The organism is Mycobacterium sp. 134 (assembly GCF_048282715.1).
Classification (GTDB): domain Bacteria; phylum Actinomycetota; class Actinomycetes; order Mycobacteriales; family Mycobacteriaceae; genus Mycobacterium; species Mycobacterium septicum.
Map to the genome: position 1 here is coordinate 6061179 of NZ_JBLVUN010000008.1, position 15302 is coordinate 6076480.

Here is a 15302-nt window from a genome sequence, read left to right on the forward strand (position 1 = left end):
GTTTCTGTGGAGAGTCTCGAACACACTCTGACTCTGTCACGGCTGATTATCGGTCTGCTCGCCACGCTCGTAGTGCTGGCGTTCGCCGCCAAGCGCGTGCTGTGGCTGACCAAGCTGATCAGCTCCGGGCAGAAGGTTGGCGATGAGCGTGGCCGCAAGGACCATCTGGTCCAGCGCTTCCTCAACCAGAACAAGGAAGTCTTCGCCCAGTCGAAGCTGCTGAAGTGGTCGATCCCCGGCATCGCGCACTTCTTCACGATGTGGGGCTTCTTCGTCCTCGCCACGGTGTACCTCGAGGCCTACGGGGTGCTGTTCAACCCTGAGTTCCACATCCCGTTCGTCGGCCGCTGGGCCGTACTGGGCTTCCTGCAGGACTTCTTCGCCGTCGCCGTGCTGGCCGGCATCATCGTCTTCGCGATCATCCGCATCCGTAAGAACCCCGAGCAGCTGGGCCGCGAGTCCCGCTTCTACGGCTCGCACAACGGCGGCGCCTGGACGATCCTGATCATGATCTTCCTGGTCATCGCGACCTACGCGGTGTTCCGTGGTGCGGCCGTCAACGTGCTGGGCGAAAACTTCCCGTACCAGTCCGGCGCCTTCTTCTCCGACGGTATGGCCGCGCTGCTGGCCCCGCTGGGGCACACGGCCAACGTGTGGCTGGAGAGCATCGCATTGCTCGCCCACCTCGGCGTCATGCTGGCCTTCCTGCTGATCGTGCTGCACTCCAAGCACCTGCACATCGGCCTCGCCCCGATCAACGTCACCTTCAAGCGTCTGCCCGACGGCCTCGGCCCGCTGCTGCCGATGGAATACAAGGGCGAGAAGATCGACTTCGAGGATCCGGCCGAGGACGCGGTGTTCGGCAAGGGCCGCATCGAGGACTTCACCTGGAAGGCCAACCTCGACATGGCGACCTGCACCGAGTGCGGTCGTTGCCAGTCGCAGTGCCCGGCCTGGAACACCGGTAAGCCGCTATCTCCCAAGCTCGTGATGATGAACCTGCGCGATCACCTGTTCGCGAAGGCTCCCTACATCATCGAGGGCAAGGCGATTCCCGAGGAAGGCTCGGTCGACTTCGCCGCGCTGGGCGACAGCCTGCACGGGCACGGTGTGCCCGAAGACGGCTTCGCACGCATCGAGGGATCGGGGGCCGAGCAGGCGCTGCGTCCGCTGGTCGGCACCGCCGAGCAGGGCGGCGTCATCGACCCCGACGTGCTGTGGTCCTGCACCAACTGTGGCGCCTGCGTCGAGCAGTGCCCGGTCGACATCGAGCACATCGACCACATCGTCGACATGCGCCGCTACCAGGTCATGGTCGAGTCGGAGTTCCCCGGTGAGCTCGGCGTGCTGTTCAAGAACCTTGAGCTCAAGGGCAACCCCTGGGGCCAGAACGCCAAGGACCGCACCAACTGGATCGACGAGGTCGACTTCGACGTCCCGGTCTACGGCGAGGACGTGGAGAGCTTCGACGGCTTCGAGTACCTGTTCTGGGTCGGTTGCGCCGGCGCCTACGAGGACCGTGCCAAGAAGACCACCAAGGCCGTCGCCGAACTGCTGGCGGCCTCGGGCGTGAAGTTCCTGGTGCTGGGCACCGGTGAGACCTGCACGGGTGACTCGGCTCGCCGCTCCGGCAACGAGTTCCTGTTCCAGCAGCTGGCCGCGCAGAACGTCGAGACCATCAACGAGCTGTTCGAGGGTGTCGAGACGGTCGACCGCAAGATCGTGGTCACCTGCCCGCACTGCTTCAACACGATCGGCCGCGAGTACCCGCAGCTGGGCGCCAACTACACCGTGGTGCACCACACGCAGCTGCTCAACCGCCTGGTCCGGGACAAGAAGCTGGTGCCGGTCAAGTCCACCGGCGGCCCCGAGGTCACCTACCACGATCCGTGCTTCCTGGGCCGCCACAACAAGGTCTACGAGGCTCCGCGTGAGCTGGTCGAGGCTTCCGGCGTGACGCTGAAGGAAATGCCCCGCCACGCCGACCGCGGCCTGTGCTGTGGTGCCGGTGGCGCGCGGATGTGGATGGAAGAGCACATCGGCAAGCGCGTGAACGTCGAGCGCACCGAAGAGGCGATGGACACCGCCTCGACCATCGCGACCGGCTGCCCGTTCTGCCGCGTGATGATCACCGACGGTGTCGACGACGTGGCGGCTTCCCGCAACGTCGAGAAGGCCGAAGTGCTCGACGTGGCCCAGCTGCTGCTGAACTCGCTGGACAAGAGCGCCATCAAGCTGCCCGAAAAGGGCACGGCGGCCAAGGAATCCGAGAAGCTGGCCGAGGCACGCGCCGAGGCTGAGGCCAAGGCCGAAGCCGCGGCGGCGGCTGCCGCACCGGCGGTCGAGGAAATCGCAGAAGAGGCACCGGCAGCGGCCACCACTGCCGAAGCCAAGCCGGTGACCGGTTTGGGGATGGCGGGCGCGGCCAAGCGCCCCGGTGCCAAGAAGGCGGCCCCGGCCGCCGAGGCCTCAGCCGCCCCGGCTGCGGCAGCGGCCCCCGTCAAGGGGCTGGGTATGGCCGGCGGCGCGAAGCGCCCGGGCGCCAAGAAGACCGCGGCTCCGGCCGCCTCTGCTGCCCCCGCGGCCGAGGCACCTGCCGCTCCGGCTGCTCCGGTCAAGGGCCTGGGCATCGCCGGCGGCGCGAAGCGTCCTGGCGCGAAGAAGGCTGCGGCTCCCGCGGCGTCGGCTGCGCCCGCAGAGGCTGCTCCGGCAGCCGAGGCACCGGCAGCGCCTGCGGCACCCGTCAAGGGTCTGGGCATGGCGGCCGGCGCGAAGCGTCCGGGTGCCAAGAAGGCGGCTCCGGCAGCATCGGCCGCCCCCGCCGCGCCCACGGCTCCGGCTGCTGAGGCACCTGCCGCGGCACCTGCAGAGCCGGCCAAGCCGGAACCGCCGGTGGTCGGTCTGGGTATCGCCGCGGGCGCGCGTCGCCCGGGTGCCAAGAAGGCTGCCCCGGCTGCGCCCGCCGCTCCTGCGGCACCTGCGGCTCCCGCTGCCGAGCCGGCACCGGAACCGGCCGCGCCGGCAGCTGAGAAGCCTGCCGAACCCGCCAAGCCGGAACCGCCGGTCGTGGGTCTTGGCATGAAAGCCGGCGTCAAGCGTCCCGGTAAGCGCTGAGCAACTCCCTAACGCACCGAACGGCCATCTCCACCAAGGAGGTGGCCGTTCGGCGTATCCGGGGTATCAGCCGCCGCTGCCGCCGAAGGGCTTGGCCTTGACCGCGGGCGCCGCGACGGCGGGGGCGATCGTGCCGGTGTAGGTGACGGTCGTGGTTTCGCCGAGCGTCATCGATCCGCCGGAGACCACGGTCGCCGGGCCCTGCTGCTGTGTCCCGCCGAGAGTCGCAGCGAGGACACCCATCGCGACGAGGGCGCTGCCGCCGAAGGCCGCGGCCAGGGTGTTGGCTCGGAAAATGCTGGTGGTTCGTGCCATGGGAATTGCCAATCGTGTTGAACTGTTGCCAACTCAAATACCCTTTGACCTGGGCAAATCGTCGGCCGTTTGTGTTCCAGCCATGGTTGCGCAGGTTTTTCGGCGGCGCGCGGCCACCCAAGCGAACCCACAGCTGGTTGACATAGGGATGGCAGGAAAGCCCACATGTGCCAGGTCTTGGCAAATCGGCGGACTGTGGCGGTGACCACCCACATCATCGGCAAATTCCAAAATCAGTGGACGGTGATGAGACCATGGAGATCGTGACTACCCATCAGTTGCCGTGGCATACCGGTCAGAACCCGAAGCCGCGTACGTTTACCCAGTCCACGAAGCTGCAGGATGTCCTGTACGAGATCCGTGGACCGGTACACGAGCAGGCCTCGCGGCTGGAAGCTGAAGGGCACCGCATCCTCAAGCTCAACATCGGCAACCCCGCGCCGTTCGGCTTCGAGGCACCCGACGTGATCATGCGCGACATGATCCAGGCCCTGCCCAACGCGCAGGGCTACTCCGACTCCAAGGGCATCGCCAGCGCGCGCCGCGCGGTGTTCACCCGGTACGAACTGGTCGAGGGTTTCCCCCGGTTCGACATCGAAGACGTCTATCTGGGCAACGGCGTCTCCGAGCTCATCACCATGACCCTGCAGGCACTGTTGGACAACGGCGATCAGGTGCTCATCCCGGCCCCCGACTACCCGCTGTGGACAGCCTCGACGGCGCTGGCCGGCGGCACCCCGGTGCACTACATGTGCGACGAGACCCAGGGCTGGAATCCCGATGTCGCCGACATCGAGTCCAAGATCACCGAGCGCACCAAGGCACTCGTGGTGATCAACCCGAACAACCCCACGGGCGCGGTGTACAGCCGCGAAACCCTGGAGCAGATGGTGGAGTTGGCCCGCAAGCATCAGCTTCTGCTGCTGGCCGACGAGATCTACGACAAGATCCTCTACGACGACGCCAAGCACATCTCGCTGGCGACCCTCGCTCCCGACCTGCTGACCCTCACCTTCAACGGGCTGTCCAAGGCCTACCGGGTGGCCGGCTACCGGTCCGGCTGGCTGGTCATCACCGGCCCCAAGGAGCACGCGAGCAGCTTCATCGAGGGCATCAGCCTGCTGTCGAACATGCGGTTGTGCCCGAATGTTCCTGCCCAGCATGCGATTCAGGTCGCTCTGGGCGGACATCAGAGCATCGACGATCTGGTGTTGCCGGGCGGCCGACTGCTCGAGCAGCGTGACACCGCGTGGACGAAGCTCAATGAGATCCCCGGGGTGTCCTGTGTGAAGCCCGCAGGTGCGCTGTACGCGTTCCCGCGCCTCGATCCCGAGGTGCACGACATCCACGACGACGAGCAGCTGGTGCTCGACCTGCTGCTGCAGGAGAAGATCCTGTTGACGCAGGGCACGGGATTCAACTGGCCCACACCGGATCACCTGCGCATCGTCACCCTGCCGTGGGCACGGGACCTGGCCCAGGCCATCGAACGGCTGGGCAACTTCCTGGCCGGTTACCGCCAGTAGGCGCCAGGAACCAGCCAGTCGTCCCCTCTACTCTGTCGGGGTGGCGCACACGCATTCCCACTCTCATTCACTGGCCGGCCCGTCTCCGCTGGGTCCGCTGGCCGCCCGCGTCGTCGTCGGCCTGTTGATCGCCATCGGCCTTGCGGTCATCGTGGGCGCCGCCGTGCTGTGGCCCAGCCACCAGAAGGTCGACATCCCGCTGCCGTTCCAGAACGCCGCGGGCGGCGCCGTCACCACCGAGGCCGGGCACGTGGTGTCCAGCACCCTGGCCGACTGCGGCAGCCCGTCCGCCGGGGGCGTGTTGACGTCCGCGCCGCGGCCGGCCGTCCCGGGCGGCGGCACGTGTGTGCAGAACCTGGTGTCCATCGATTCGGGCCCGAACAAGGGCGCCAAGACACTGCTGGAGTTCACCACCGGGCCCGGGCAGCCCAATCTTGCTGCCGGAGACAATATCCGGGTGAGCCGCCAGGTCGATGAGGCCGGCACGACGAGCTACGCGTTCTTCGACTACGAGCGCACCTGGCCGTTGATCGCCCTGGCGTCGGTGTTCGCCGTGGTGATCGTGGCGGTGGCACGCTGGCGCGGGTTGCGGGCCATCATCGGCATCGTGGTGGCGTTCGCCGTGCTGATGATCTTCCTGTTACCCGCGCTGCGCGACGGCGCCCCCGCGGTCCCGGTGTCACTGGTGGCCTCGGCAGCCATTCTGTACGCGGTGATCTATCTGGCCCACGGCGTCAGCCTGCGCACCAGCGCGGCCCTGCTGGGCACCCTCACGTCATTGTTACTGGCCGCCATATTGTCTTGGGCAGCAATCGAATTGGCCCACTTGACGGGCCTGTCCGAAGACCAGAACAACGAAGTCGCGGCGTACATGGGCAATGTGTCGATCACCGGACTGCTGTTGGCCGGGTTCATCATCGGCTCACTCGGTGTGCTCAACGACGTGACCATCACCCAAGCCTCGGCGGTGTTCGAACTCGCCGAGCACGGCGGGAGCCGACGCTCGGTTTTCATCGGCGCCATGCGGGTGGGCAGCGACCACATCGCCAGCACCGTCTACACCCTGGTGCTGGCGTATGCCGGCAGCGCCCTGCCGCTGCTGCTGCTGTTCAGCGTGGCCAACCGGTCGTTGGCCGACGTGCTGACGGGTGAGAGCGTGGCCATCGAGATCGCCCGTTCCGCGGTGGGCGGTATCGCCCTGGCGCTGTCGGTCCCGTTGACGACGGGAATCGCCGCGGTGCTGGCGACGCCGACGACAGGCGTCAGCCCGCGAGGTCCTTCTCGGTGAGTTCGGTCGCAGCCAGCGCGGCGGCCAGCGTGTCGTGGCGAAACACCGAGGTGACGTGGTCGTGCACCACCCGGAATGCGGCAGCACCGGAGTGAGCCGTGCCGTCCGCGGCCCGCACGGTCTGTTCGACGACGACCACGCCGTCGTGCACGAACATCCGCCCCGGGGTCACGGTGTCGCCGGCGGATCCGGCCCAGTCGGCCAGGGCGGCATGCCCCTGGGCGGCCCCATTGGCATCGCCCAACTCGATGTCGTCGCTGGACAGAGCGATCAGGGTGTCGATGTCGTTGTCGTTCAGCGCGTCATGCCAGGCCAGAACCGTGGCGATCTCGGATGTGGTCATGAACGAAACGTACGCCACTCAGAACGGTGTGCGTTCGAGCCAGGCGTCCCACGTCGCGGTGTCGCCGAACACCTCGAGCCCGAGTTCGGCTGCGCCGCGCCGCCGCGTGACGGCCAACAACAGGTCCCGGGCCGGCCCGCGCAGCGCGACAGTGCCCTTGCCGTGGCTGTGGGACCACCCGAGCCCGTCCTCGTCGTGCTCCACCGTCCACTCCCCCGTGGGGCCCAGACCGTCGTCGGTCGCGTGCAGGTGGATGCTGGAGCCCAACGCGAGCGGTTCTCCGTGCCGTTTGTTGGCCATGCCGGTGGAGATCTCCAGCCATTCACTGACGGCGTCTGCGGCCAGGTCGGCCGGCAGCTCGAACGCGGTTCCCACGGCCAGCGCCGCATCAGCATGGTGGACGGCCGCCTCGTGTACGCGCCGCCGGATCCACCAGCCCCCGGGTTTGGGGCCGAGGAACGTCCACACCCGGGTATCGGTACCGACCTGATCGACGGCCTTGAGCACCAGGGCCGCACCCGCGTTGAGCCACTCGATCGCGGCGTCGGGATCATCGGGCGGCTTACCCTCGTGGACCTCACGCGGGTCGAGAGTCGATACCCGGCGCTCCGAGATAATCTGTGCCGCCCAACGGTTTCCGCGCCCGACGTGGCGGAACAGTTGCTTGAGCGTCCACTCCGGACACGTCGGCACCGGCGTCTCAGGATCGCTGGAGGCGATCAGCTCCCCGAAGGACCGGGTCTGGTCGAGCAGTGCAGCTCGGAAGTCCACGTCACGAACTTACCGCTGTGCGTGCCTTCCCGAGCGCGATCGGCAGAGTCGACCAGCCACGCAGAATCCGGGTCTCCCGACGGCTGCCTTCGCCTGCCGCCCGCGCGTCGGGGAAGCGGTCGAAGAACGTCTGCAGGCCGACCTGGCCCTCGGCCCGGGCGAGGGCCGCACCGAGGCAGAAGTGGCGGCCACCGGAGAACGACAGGTGCCGTCCGGCGTTGTCACGTTCGATGTCGAAGCGGTGCGGATCGGCGAACATCGCGGGGTCTCGATTCGCCCCGGCGAGATGCACGATGACGAGTTCTCCGGTCTGCACCGGGGTTCCGGCCACTTCGGTGTCGCGGAGGGCCACCCGCGCACTCATCAGCACCGGGGAGTCCAGCCGCAGGATCTCCTCCACCGTGTTCGGCCACAACTCGGGGCGCGCGGCCAGGGTGGTGAGGTGTTCGGGATGGTCGAGCAGCATGCGGATGCCGTTGCCCAGCAAGTTGACCGTGGTCTCGAACCCGGCCGCCAGCACCAGACCGGCCAGCGCCCGCAGCTCGGCCTCGTTGAGCGGTTCCCCGGCGGCACCGGCATCGGAGGCCTGGATGATCTGGCTGAGCAGATCCTCACCGGGGTTGCGCCGCAGCTGACGCAGGTGATCGGTCAGCCACGACTCGAATCCCCTGATGCCGGAGTTCACCTCCTGGTACTCCCGCCACGTCAGCCCGATGTCCAGGCTCGGCGCGCCGAGCTCGCCGAACCGCAGGATCTGCGGCCGGTCGGCGTCGGGGACACCCAGGATGTCGCTGATCACCGCGACCGGCAGCTGGGCGCAGTACCGGTCGACGATGTCGACCACACCGTCGTCGTCCATCGCGTCCAGCAGGTCGTTGGCGGTCTCCTGAACCCGTTCGCGCAGCCGAGCGACGGCGCGGGTGGTGAACACCGAGGAGACCAGCTTGCGGTAGCGCGTGTGATCGGGTGGTTCCACCGCGAGCAGCGACGGCGGCAGCAGCGGGTGCAGCGACCCCGTGTCGGTCTTGTCGGCCACCCAGCGCAGCGGCTTCGGCAGGTTGCCGCCGAGCCGCGACACCCGGAAGTCATCGGAGCGGAGCAGCTCGGTGGCCACGTCGTGGTGGAAAGTCATCAGTAGTGCGCGGCCACGCACGATCGGTCCGCGACGGCGCATCTCGTCGGCGAAGGGCGCCGGGTCGGCCCGCACCGCCGGGTCGGCGATGAGCCGAGCCTGCGGATCCCCGTGACGCATCCCGAACGCAGAAATGCCTCGAACCACCCCGTGCAGGGCCATCCACCGGATTCGTTCCCGCATGGCCCGAGCCTACGACCGCAGAATTTGTTCTACAAGTGTCAAACAGTGGCGACGGGGCGCCCCAACGCGTAGACACGCCACCCGGCTTCCCGCCACCGCTGCGCGTCCAGGCAATTGCGGCCGTCCACAACGACTTTGACGCGCACCGTGTCGGCCAGCTCGGCCGGGTCCAGATCGACGAACTCGGCCCACTCGGTGAGCACCAGCACCGCGTCGGCCCGGTCACAGGCTTCGATGACCGAGGTGGAGTAGTTCAGCGTGGGAAACACCCGCTGCGAGTTGTCCATCGCCTTGGGGTCGTACACGTTGACCGCGGCGCCGTTCAGTTGCAGCATGCCGGCGACGTTGAGCGCGGGTGAGTCGCGGACATCGTCGGATTCCGGTTTGAAGGCCGCGCCGAGGACCGCGATGTTGGCGCCCAGCAGGGATCCGCCGCAGGCCCGGGTGGTCAGCTCCACCATGGCGGTGCGGCGGCGCATGTTGATGCTGTCGACCTCGCGCAGGAACGTCAGCGCGTGGTTGGCGCCGAGCTCACCGGCGCGGGCCATGAACGCCCGGATGTCCTTGGGCAGGCAACCGCCACCGAAACCCAAGCCCGCGTTGAGGAATCGGCGCCCGATGCGGGGGTCGTAACCCAGCGCGTCGGCCAGCAGCGTGACATCGGCGCCGGTGGCCTCACACACCTCGGAGATCGCGTTGATGAACGAGATCTTGGTGGCCAGGAAGGCGTTGGCCGACACCTTGACCAGCTCGGCGGTCTGCAGATCGGTGACCAGGAACGGCACCCCTTCGGCGATCAGCGGGGCGTAGAGCTCGCGGACCTCGGATTCGGAGCGTGACGAATCATGCTGCACACCAACCACAATGCGATCCGGGTGCAACGTGTCGTGCACGGCGTATCCCTCGCGGAGGAACTCCGGGTTCCAGGCCACCTCGACGTCCACACCCGCCGGAGCCAGCCCTCGGGCCCGCTCGGCCAGGTCGGCCGCCGTGCCGACCGGGACGGTGGACTTGCCGACGATCACCGCGGAGCGGCGCAGCCGTGGCACCAGGGTGTCGATGACGGCGTGCACGTGACGCAGGTCGGCGCTGTAGTCGCCCTTCTTCTGCGGGGTACCGACGCCGAGGAAGTGCACGTCGGCGAAGTCGGCCGCCTCGTCATAGTCGGTGGTGAACCGCAGCCGCCCGGCCGACAGGTTGTCGTTGAGCACCTTGCGCAGACCGGGCTCGTAGAACGGGATGTCGCCGGCGGCGAGTTTGGCCACCTTGCCCGGGTCGATGTCGACCCCGATCACCTCGTGGCCGAGTTCGGCCATACCCGCCGCATGTGTCGCGCCCAGATAGCCGGTACCGAAAACGGTGCATCGCATACTGCCTGGATAGGCGGCCAGTATGAGCTAGCTGCTACGTGACACTGAGCGGCAGGCCAACGTCAGGTAACGGTTGGAGGCGGCGCCCTAAATGAGCGTCAGTGCCCGCCGAATGACGGGAAGGGCCACATCGGCCCATTGCCACCGCCCGAGCCGCGCGAACCACCGGAGCCGGATCCACCCGGGTTCCAGTCGCCCGAGCCACCGGAGCGTCCCGGATTCCAGTCACCTGAGCCGCCGGAGCGGCCGGGATTCCAGTCACCCGAGCCCCGGCCCGGGTTCCAGCCCGAGCTCGGGCCTGAACCCGATCCCGGTTCCCAGTCATCCGAGCCTGAACCGGGCCACTGCGGAGTTTGGGGCTCGTGCCGCGACGGCGGATCCCACGGCTGACGCTGTGGCGGGTCCCAGGGCGGACGGAAGATGTTCGGCAGCCGCGGCGCGGGCGGCAGCACGACCAGCGGCGGGATGTACGGCGCCGGCGGGTTGTAGACCGGTGCCGGCGGCGGCGCCACCGGGATCGGTGCGGGCGCCGGAGCCTCGGGTGCCGGAGCGGGTGCCTCAGGCGCAGGCGGCGGGGCCGCGGCGGGCTGCTCGACGTAGACGGTGCGCGGCGGAGCCTGCGGTGCGGGTGCCGGGGCTTCCTGCACAACCGGGATCGGCGCCTTGATGGTCTCTGGCGGCGGGGCCGGCGGCGGCGGGATGGCGGCTTCCGGCGGCGGCGCGGGGGCGGGCAGCTTGGCCGGCGCGCTGGGAGCAACCGCGCCCTGTGCCGGTGCGGGCCGCTGATCGACCGTCGGCCGGATGCTCACCGCGAGCGAAATAACCAGCGCGACAACACCAACCACGAACACCGAGGTCAACGCGGAACCGACCAGCAGGAACGGTTTGCGTTCCTCGTCCATCGGCATCTCGTCGGCGACGAGGTCCACCCCGTGGACAGAATCGGCACCGACCGGGGCCATCTCGGTGGCCAGCCCGGCCAACCCGTAGGCGCTGCCGGCGGTGGTGCCGTCGGGATCTTGCGAATAGGCCAAGCCGACCGTGGTGGCCTCGAACGCCGGAGCGTTGGCCGACGCGAGTGCCGCGCCGCGGGCCAGCGCCATCTCCGGCTCGTCGGGAGCATTGATCGGCAGCGACACCAGGTTTTCCAGATGCGCCTTGACCGAGGCGACGTCCACTCCGGAGCCGAGGACGAACATGCCGTCCGGCGCGGATTCGGCGGCGTCCACCGCGGCGGCCATATCGGTGAGCACGGCCATGGCGTCGGCGCTGTGCAGGGACCGGCCCAGGACCTTGACCACCGAGCCGTCGTCGGTCTTCACCACCGACAGCGTCGCGGTGTCACGGTCGATGAACAGCAGCGCCGTGGTGTCATAACCGACCGCCCGGCCGACCGCCTGGGCCAGCGCTGCGGCGGCGTGCCCTTCGGAGACCAGCATGACGTCGTCGATGCCGTGCGCGGACAGTGTGTCGCGCAGGGTGGCCGCGTCCGAGTGGTCGGTCCACGTGACGCCGATCGACTTCAGATGGTGCCCACCGGTGGTGGCGCTCTCCCGGGTTCCAAGGATCGCGGCGACGACCTGATCGGCCGCACTGATGGTTGCCGAATCATCAACAGAGGTGACGTCGAAAACGTCATGATCGACGGTTACCCCGTCGGCTTTCTCCCCCTCGACCAGCACCATGCGGACTGTCGTAGGTGCCATCGCCACACCCAATACGATGTCCACCAAGCCCTCCAATGTGTTTGCTGCACTGCGTTTGTCGCCATTACGCACACATGCCGCACGAGCCGACAACTAGAACCTTCATCGGTGCAACCTGCTCGATCGTTACACCCGGGCGGATTAGCTACCGCGCTGAGATTCCGGTCGGACCGCGACGGCATGGTGCGTGCCGGCGCCGGTTAGTTAGACCCTACTCGGCATTACGACAAACGGCGCCGGCCGGTTCATCCCGCGCTGTCCTCCTCGGCCGGATCCGGGCGATGTTCACGGTCTCCGAACTGGCCCAACTGCCCCAGCGTGCCGCCGAACAATCCGGGTCGGCGCTGCGGCAGATGCCCGTGCACACCTTCGGCGTAGGCGGACTCGGCGTGCTGAGTGAAGTCGACGCCGGTCGTCTCGTCCTCGGGGCTGAGCCGGAATCCCATGAACCGGTCGATGGCCTTGGCCAACAGGTAGGACACCGTGAAGGCGTAGGCGGCCACCACGACGGCGGCCAGCAGCTGCTTGCCGAGCTGGGTCAGCCCACCGCCATAGAAGAGGCCCTGCGGGCCCGCGGTCATCACCTCGGTGGCCAGGAATCCGATCAGCAGCACGCCGACAACGCCGCCGACGAAGTGCACGCCGACCACATCGAGCGAGTCGTCATATCCGAACCGGAACTTCAGGCCGATCGCAAAGGAACACACCACACCGGCGGCCAGGCCAACCACGACCGCGCCGAGGGTGTTGACGGTGCCGCACGACGGGGTGATCGCGACCAGGCCGGCCACCACACCCGAGGCGGCGCCGAAAGTCGTGGGCTTGCCGTCACGGACCTGCTCGACCGTGAGCCAGCCCAGCATGCCGAGACAGCCCGCGACCAGGGTGTTTAGGAAGATCGCCGCCGCGGTGCCGTTGGCCGCGAGCGCCGAGCCCGCGTTGAAGCCGAACCAGCCGAACCACAGCAGGCCGACGCCGAGCAGCACGAAGGGCAGGTTGTGCGGGCGCATCGCGTCCTGCTTGAAGCCGATGCGGGGGCCGAGCACCAGGGCCAGCGCCAGGGCGGAGGAGCCGGAGACGATCTCGACGACGAGGCCGCCCGCGTAGTCGAGCACGCCGAGGCCGGCCAGCCAGCCGCCCGGACCCCAGACCCAATGCGCGACGACGGCGTACACCGCGACGGCCCACAGCGGGACGAACACCATCCAGGCGGCGAATTTCGCCCGGTCCGCGATGGCCCCGCTGACCAGGGCGGCAGTGATGATCGCGAACGTCAGCTGGAACGTGGCGAACAACAGCTCGGGCACCGCGCCATGGGCGGTGCTGGGCGTGATGCCGAGCATGCCGAAGTGCTGCAGGCCGCCGATCAGACCGCCGCCGGCATCATCCGAGAACGCCAGGGTGTAGCCGACCAGCAGCCAGGCCACCGTGACCAGCGGAATCGAGATGAAGCTCATCATGATCATGTTGAGCACGCCGGTGGTGCGGACCATACCGCCGTAGAAGATGGCGAGGCCGGGGGTCATCAGCAGGACCAGCGCGGTACTGGCGAGCAGCCAGGCTGTCGCGGCCGGATCGATTTCGGGCACGTCGAGCTCCTTTGGTCTCGACGAGAATGTCCGGCGCGCGTTTCAGCCAAGCGGCGAGCGTGTTTCAGCCGTGTTTCCGACTTCTCACGCGCTGCTCACGCGCCTCTTACGCGCCGAACGTGGGCCCTGTGTACATAGAAGGACCGAAACTCGTACACAAGGCCCACGCTGGGCGGCGCATGCCCTACGACTTGATGAAGTTCAGATGCGAGCGCGATGGTGTCGGACCGCGCTGGCCCTGGTACTTCGAGCCGACCTTGTCGCTGCCGTACGGGTGCTCGGCCGGGCTGGTCAGCCGCAGCAGGCACAGCTGACCGATCTTCATGCCCGGCCACAACGTGATGGGCAGGTTGGCGACGTTGGAGAGCTCCAGGGTGATGTGCCCGGAGAAGCCCGGGTCGATGAACCCCGCCGTCGAGTGCGTCAACAATCCGAGACGGCCCAAGGATGACTTGCCTTCGAGGCGCCCGGCCAGGTCGTCGGGCAGCGTGCACACCTCGAGCGTCGAGCCGAGCACGAACTCGCCCGGGTGCAGCACGAACGGCTCACCCTCGGCGGGTTCGACCAGGCTGGTCAGCTCGTCCTGCTGTTTGGCGGGGTCGATGTGGGTGTAGCGGGTGTTGTTGAAGACCCGGAACAGGGTGTCCAGGCGAACGTCGACGCTCGACGGCTGCACCAGGGCATCGTCGAACGGCTCGATGGCCAGGCGTTTCGCAGCGATCTCAGCCCGGATGTCTCGATCGGAGAGCAGCACCCGACGAGCGTATCGGTTAGCGACGGACCACCTGCGGCAACGGCGGCGCGGAACTGTCGGCGTAGGGCTCCGCCAAGGTTCTCCCAGCCGCCCGCCCGGCCATCGGCACCACCTTGCGCACGACGGTGTGAACAGGCGACTCGGGCGGCGAGACCGGCGCGGAATGTTCAACGGGGGTCGACGCCTGCGGCGGCGAGTTGCCGGTGCCCCCGCGCATGGTCATTGCCAAGAACACCGAACCCGCCACGATCAGCACCGCTGTCGCCACGACCATCGCCAAGGTGTGCGTCAGAGGGGCAGGCTTGACGGCCGGCGCGGACTCGTCACGAACGTCTGTACTGGCGAGCAGCGCGCCACGCGCCAACACCAGGGCAGCGTCATCGCCGAGCACCACCGGCCGCGCCATCACCGAATTCACCTCCTCGACAAGGCTTTCCGCCCCTGGGGCCGATCCCGCGATGGCGACCTCGGCGATCGGTTCGGGGAAGCTGTCGCAGAGGGCACGCAAGGCCAGCACTGCGGTGGCCGCGTCGGTTCCGTCGAGATGGCGGCTACGCAACCGACGTGTGCCGTCCTCGCCCTCGGCGCCGATCACGGCCAACATGGTCTCTTCCGGTTCGACCACGCACAGCGCGATCGAGTCGCAGTCAGCTATCTGGACGGTGTAATCGGCGGTCGCTTCCAGCGCGTCGGCGGTGGACACCAGCGCGGCGTTGGTGATGCCCAGCTCCTCGAGGGCGTCCAGGACCAGCCTCGCCTCGCTGGCTACCGCGTCGGTCCAGGTCAGCGCGACGCGGGCGACGGTGTACCCATTGGCCGGCGCGGCATCGCGGGTGTCGATCACCGCGTTGACGACGCGCTCGCGGAAGCCGGAGTGCTCGACTCCGGCACGGTCGTCTGCGTCGAGCGATTTGTGGTCGATCACCGCGCCGCCGCCGTGGGTGCCCTCGACCAGCAGAAGCCGGGCGTCGCGCGAGGTCATGGCAATACCGATGACAACATCCATGCGTTGAGTCCCTTGATTGATTCGGCCCGGGCTGCGGGCCTGCTCGCTCCATTCAGCACCGGATGGAGCACGAGTACCGACGGTAGAGAGCGCACCTGAGAACTTCCGGGCGGAGGTTTCACGCGACTCTCAGGATGGGACGTCAGAAGCAATCATGTTCTGGGGTCGAATGTTTCGCCACAGCGTTTTGCCCGCCGAGTCCGCA

At 68.0% G+C, this 15302-nt stretch carries 12 protein-coding genes; 3 read left to right on the forward strand and 9 right to left on the reverse strand.

Annotated features, from left to right (window positions below; translation table 11 throughout):
* The first annotated feature begins 6 nt into the window (after window positions 1-6).
* A complete protein-coding gene (locus ACNQVK_RS33915) occupies window positions 7-3114 on the forward strand; it encodes a heterodisulfide reductase-related iron-sulfur binding cluster (protein ID WP_418033149.1) in 3108 nt (1035 codons plus the stop codon).
* Between the two features lie 66 nt (window positions 3115-3180).
* Here the strand turns inward: ACNQVK_RS33915 and ACNQVK_RS33920 are convergent, their stop codons facing one another.
* A complete protein-coding gene (locus ACNQVK_RS33920) occupies window positions 3181-3429 on the reverse strand; it encodes a hypothetical protein (protein WP_418033151.1) in 249 nt (82 codons plus the stop codon).
* A gap of 254 nt (window positions 3430-3683) precedes the next feature.
* Between ACNQVK_RS33920 and ACNQVK_RS33925 the strand changes: the two genes are divergently transcribed.
* Both ACNQVK_RS33925 and ACNQVK_RS33930 read left to right on the forward strand, forming a co-directional pair.
* Window positions 3684-4955, forward strand: coding sequence for a pyridoxal phosphate-dependent aminotransferase (locus ACNQVK_RS33925; protein WP_418033153.1), 1272 nt, complete (start codon window positions 3684-3686; stop codon window positions 4953-4955).
* A gap of 40 nt (window positions 4956-4995) precedes the next feature.
* On the forward strand, window positions 4996-6243 hold the full coding sequence (locus ACNQVK_RS33930) for a YibE/F family protein (RefSeq protein WP_418033155.1): 1248 nt from the start codon (window positions 4996-4998) through the stop codon (window positions 6241-6243).
* On the opposite strand, the gene ACNQVK_RS33935 is transcribed toward ACNQVK_RS33930, so the two are convergent.
* The 8 genes from ACNQVK_RS33935 to ACNQVK_RS33970 all read right to left on the reverse strand — a co-directional run bounded on the left by ACNQVK_RS33935 (window position 6218) and on the right by ACNQVK_RS33970 (window position 15097).
* Window positions 6218-6586, reverse strand: coding sequence for a nuclear transport factor 2 family protein (locus ACNQVK_RS33935; RefSeq protein ID WP_418033157.1), 369 nt, complete (start codon window positions 6584-6586; stop codon window positions 6218-6220). The genes ACNQVK_RS33930 and ACNQVK_RS33935 overlap by 26 nt on opposite strands.
* Before the next feature lie 18 nt (window positions 6587-6604).
* Window positions 6605-7357 (reverse strand): maleylpyruvate isomerase family mycothiol-dependent enzyme, encoded by a 753-nt coding sequence (locus ACNQVK_RS33940; protein WP_418033158.1) that lies wholly within the window; start codon window positions 7355-7357, stop codon window positions 6605-6607.
* Between the two features lies 1 nt (window position 7358).
* Window positions 7359-8672, reverse strand: a complete 1314-nt coding sequence (locus ACNQVK_RS33945; RefSeq protein WP_418033160.1) for a cytochrome P450 — start codon at window positions 8670-8672, stop codon at window positions 7359-7361.
* A 38-nt stretch (window positions 8673-8710) separates the two neighbouring features.
* Window positions 8711-10042: a UDP-glucose dehydrogenase family protein gene (locus ACNQVK_RS33950; RefSeq protein ID WP_276125959.1), complete on the reverse strand. Its 1332-nt coding sequence runs from the start codon at window positions 10040-10042 to the stop codon at window positions 8711-8713.
* Window positions 10043-10140: 98 nt separating this feature from the next.
* Entirely contained in the window at window positions 10141-11772 is a 1632-nt protein-coding gene (locus ACNQVK_RS33955) for a hypothetical protein (RefSeq protein ID WP_418033162.1), read from the reverse strand.
* Between the two features lie 221 nt (window positions 11773-11993).
* Entirely contained in the window at window positions 11994-13337 is a 1344-nt protein-coding gene (locus ACNQVK_RS33960; protein ID WP_418033164.1) for an ammonium transporter, read from the reverse strand.
* A gap of 184 nt (window positions 13338-13521) precedes the next feature.
* Window positions 13522-14091, reverse strand: coding sequence for a dCTP deaminase (gene dcd / locus ACNQVK_RS33965; protein WP_039313451.1), 570 nt, complete (start codon window positions 14089-14091; stop codon window positions 13522-13524).
* A 16-nt stretch (window positions 14092-14107) separates the two neighbouring features.
* On the reverse strand, window positions 14108-15097 hold the full coding sequence (locus ACNQVK_RS33970) for a hypothetical protein (protein ID WP_418033166.1): 990 nt from the start codon (window positions 15095-15097) through the stop codon (window positions 14108-14110).
* Window positions 15098-15302 lie beyond the last annotated feature (205 nt).

Excerpts from the sequence above, each read along its gene's own strand:
- ACNQVK_RS33920 (WP_418033151.1), bottom strand. The coding sequence starts at position 3,429 with ATGGCACGAACCACCAGCATTTTCCGAGCCAACACCCTGGCCGCGGCC.
- ACNQVK_RS33925 (WP_418033153.1), top strand. The coding sequence starts at position 3,684 with ATGGAGATCGTGACTACCCATCAGTTGCCGTGGCATACCGGTCAGAAC.
- ACNQVK_RS33935 (WP_418033157.1), bottom strand. The coding sequence starts at position 6,586 with ATGACCACATCCGAGATCGCCACGGTTCTGGCCTGGCATGACGCGCTG.
- ACNQVK_RS33945 (WP_418033160.1), bottom strand. The coding sequence starts at position 8,672 with ATGCGGGAACGAATCCGGTGGATGGCCCTGCACGGGGTGGTTCGAGGC.
- ACNQVK_RS33950 (WP_276125959.1), bottom strand. The coding sequence starts at position 10,042 with ATGCGATGCACCGTTTTCGGTACCGGCTATCTGGGCGCGACACATGCG.
- ACNQVK_RS33970 (WP_418033166.1), bottom strand. The coding sequence starts at position 15,097 with ATGGATGTTGTCATCGGTATTGCCATGACCTCGCGCGACGCCCGGCTT.